The sequence below is a fragment of the Eubacterium ramulus ATCC 29099 genome (assembly GCF_000469345.1).
Classification (GTDB): domain Bacteria; phylum Bacillota; class Clostridia; order Lachnospirales; family Lachnospiraceae; genus Eubacterium_I; species Eubacterium_I ramulus.
The window spans coordinates 1-2545 of the sequence record NZ_KI271138.1; the positions used below are offsets into that span (position 1 = coordinate 1).

The 2545-nt window shown below is 45.6% G+C and carries 3 protein-coding genes; all 3 read right to left on the bottom strand.

What is annotated here, in order from left to right:
* Positions 1 to 66 precede the first annotated feature (66 nt).
* The 3 genes from HMPREF0373_RS10015 to tnpA all read right to left on the bottom strand — a co-directional run bounded on the left by HMPREF0373_RS10015 (position 67) and on the right by tnpA (position 2432).
* Entirely contained in the window at positions 67 to 1602 is a 1536-nt protein-coding gene (locus HMPREF0373_RS10015) for an IS66-like element ISRob1 family transposase (protein ID WP_021739594.1), read from the bottom strand.
* Positions 1603 to 1668: 66 nt separating this feature from the next.
* A complete protein-coding gene (gene tnpB / locus HMPREF0373_RS10020) occupies positions 1669 to 2019 on the bottom strand; it encodes an IS66 family insertion sequence element accessory protein TnpB (protein WP_158526524.1) in 351 nt (116 codons plus the stop codon).
* A 14-nt stretch (positions 2020 to 2033) separates the two neighbouring features.
* Positions 2034 to 2432 carry an IS66 family insertion sequence element accessory protein TnpA gene (tnpA, locus tag HMPREF0373_RS10025; protein WP_021739595.1) on the bottom strand — a complete coding sequence of 133 codons (399 nt, stop codon included), beginning with the start codon at positions 2430 to 2432 and terminating at the stop codon, positions 2034 to 2036.
* Positions 2433 to 2545 lie beyond the last annotated feature (113 nt).

Below are 2545 nucleotides of genomic sequence, written 5' to 3' on the forward strand. Positions count from 1 at the left end.
GTAAGCGTCAAATAAAACAGTGTATAGAAAAATAACCGTCAGCCTTTTATACTAAAAGGTCAACGGTTATCGACAGAATTCTTTTACAAGAGGATTCCAAGGCAGATAATCATCCAGATATTCAGGATGTTCAAGAAAAGCACTCCCCGGCATGTCGGACAGGATATATTTTATATATTTCATCGGGGCAAGCCCATTCGCTTTCGCTGTCTCTACCAGTGTATAGATTCCTGCACTGGCTTCCGCCCCTTTCGGACTGCCGGAGAACAGCCAGTTCTTTCTGCCGATCACAAAGGGACGGATACAGTTTTCCGCAAGCGAATTACTGATGGAACAATTCCCGTCTTCCAGATAATTCCAAAAACCTTCACGGTTATTTAAGGCGTAATGAAAAGCTTTTGAAAGTTTGGATTTCGGCAGCTCTCCGATGGCACTTTTTTCTGCCCATGACCAAAAAGCCTCGAGAAGCGGTTTCTCGCGGATAAGACGTTCTTTTTTCTTCTGATCAGGAGGGAGCGCCTCCAACTCTGACTCTATGTTAAAGAGTTGATTCAGACGGAGGATTGCTTCCGCAGGTTTTGATGCTTCCGAATTATGGATGTCTTTTGGGAGCGCATCCACGAAAGCCCGGCGCAGATGCGTATAGCAAAGACATCTTTTTACTCCTGAAACTGCATTGTATCCGGAGTAAGCGTCTGTATGGATATAACCTTCATATTCCCTCAGAAACGCTTCCGGATATTTCCCGCTTCGTCCCGGCTGGTACTCGAAGTAGCGGATGGGATTTACAGCATCTCTGATGCTGCAGTAAACCCACATATAGGAATCGGACGTATTTTTCCGTCCCGGTTCTTTCAGCACCTGTACATGTGTTTCATCGATATGAAGGTATCTCTGTTTCAGAAGTTCCAGCTTCAGACGGTGGACGATGTGTACAAGCCAGTCCCGATAGACAACCAGAAGCCAGTTTGACATAGTCGCTCTGCTTAAACGTAATCCCAAAGCCTCCCATTCTTTTTCCTGTCTGTACAGCGGGATGCTTAATTCAAACTTCTGGTGGATGAGCCAGGTGATGGTAGATGCAGATGCCAGAGAATGCAGGACGGGAGGATATGGCACCGGAGCCTTCTCCATATAAGGAGTTCCGTTTTTCCGGCATGACCTGCATTCATACGTTTCCTGGTAATGGTCAATCACCTTGAGTTTTGCAGGGATAAACTGTACTTCTGTGCGGACGAATTCTTCCCCTACTTTCACCATCGTACTCCCGCAGTTATCGCATATCTGTTCCCTTTCATCTATGGTATGGAGTACTTTGCTGTGAGGGAGATTTTTTACCAGTTCTTCCCGCTGACCGGTGTACTTCCTTTTACGTAGGTGCTTCTCTATCTCAACAAGCTCCGGTTCGTGTGCATCAGGATCCGCACAGGTTTCGATTTCATTAAAAAGAGACATCTGCCCCTCGATTTCGAGAGTAGATGTCTTCTCGGATTTTGTTCCATAAAGTTTACGGGTCAGGAAATCAACCTGCTCTTTCAGGAGCCGGACCTGCTGTTCCAGTTCTTTGATATGATTTTTATACTCCTGTTCCGTAGCTGACATAACCTGAAAACCCTTTCGCTTCGATAGGATTATTATACCATAGAATCGTCAGATTTCACAGCATTTCTAAGGATTTTCAGTATTTTCAGATTTATGCGGGAGCCATTTCTGAACCGCCTTTGGCTGCTCCGGGTTCAAACCTTCCAGAAGCCAGCGCAGCTGCTGATCAGAAATCTGTTTTGCTTCTTCGCCGGTCCGCGGCCATTGGAGACGTCCGTTTTCGTACCGTTTGTATAAAAGGCAGAAACCGTCTCCCTCGTAATGGACTGCTTTGATCCGGTCAGCCCTCTTTCCACAGAACAGGAATAAGGAATTGCTGTAAGGATCCAGTTTGAAGTTGTACTGGATGATATCCAGCAAGCCATTGAGCTGCTTCCTCATATCGGTGTAGCCGCATCGGATATAGATTTTCTCCACATGGGAAAGATCTCCTAACATGACTGCACGGCTTTCAGAATGTTTTCCAGCATCTGGGCAGATGTGCCTTCATAAAGTTCCAGTGTTATGGATCCGATATGAAGTATGGCTGCAGGAGTGGAACGGGAAATGTTTCTGTCCGGAAGTGAAAGCTCCGCAAACTCAGCCGGGGATTCCGTTAAAGCAGTTGACTGTTGGTCTGTACACATGTGGATGCCGTTTTTCTTGCGGGGCAGTTCTTCCAGGGCAAGCTTTCGAATTTTGGAAAGCCAGTAATAATAACTTTTCAAAGAGATATCGTGTTGTTCACACCAGATCTGATTTGTCAGTCCGGAGGCCCTGCATTGCCGTATTACATCCAGCCAGTATTGAAGTTTCACCTGTTTGTCTGGAGTCAAAGAAGAAAGATCCATAAGCCTGCTCCTTAGATTAGATTAGAGTTTTTAGAGTCAACTCCCAAAACTCTAATCAATAGTTTACATGCAACAGCCAGAAATTTCGATACACCCTCTTATTGGACGCTTAC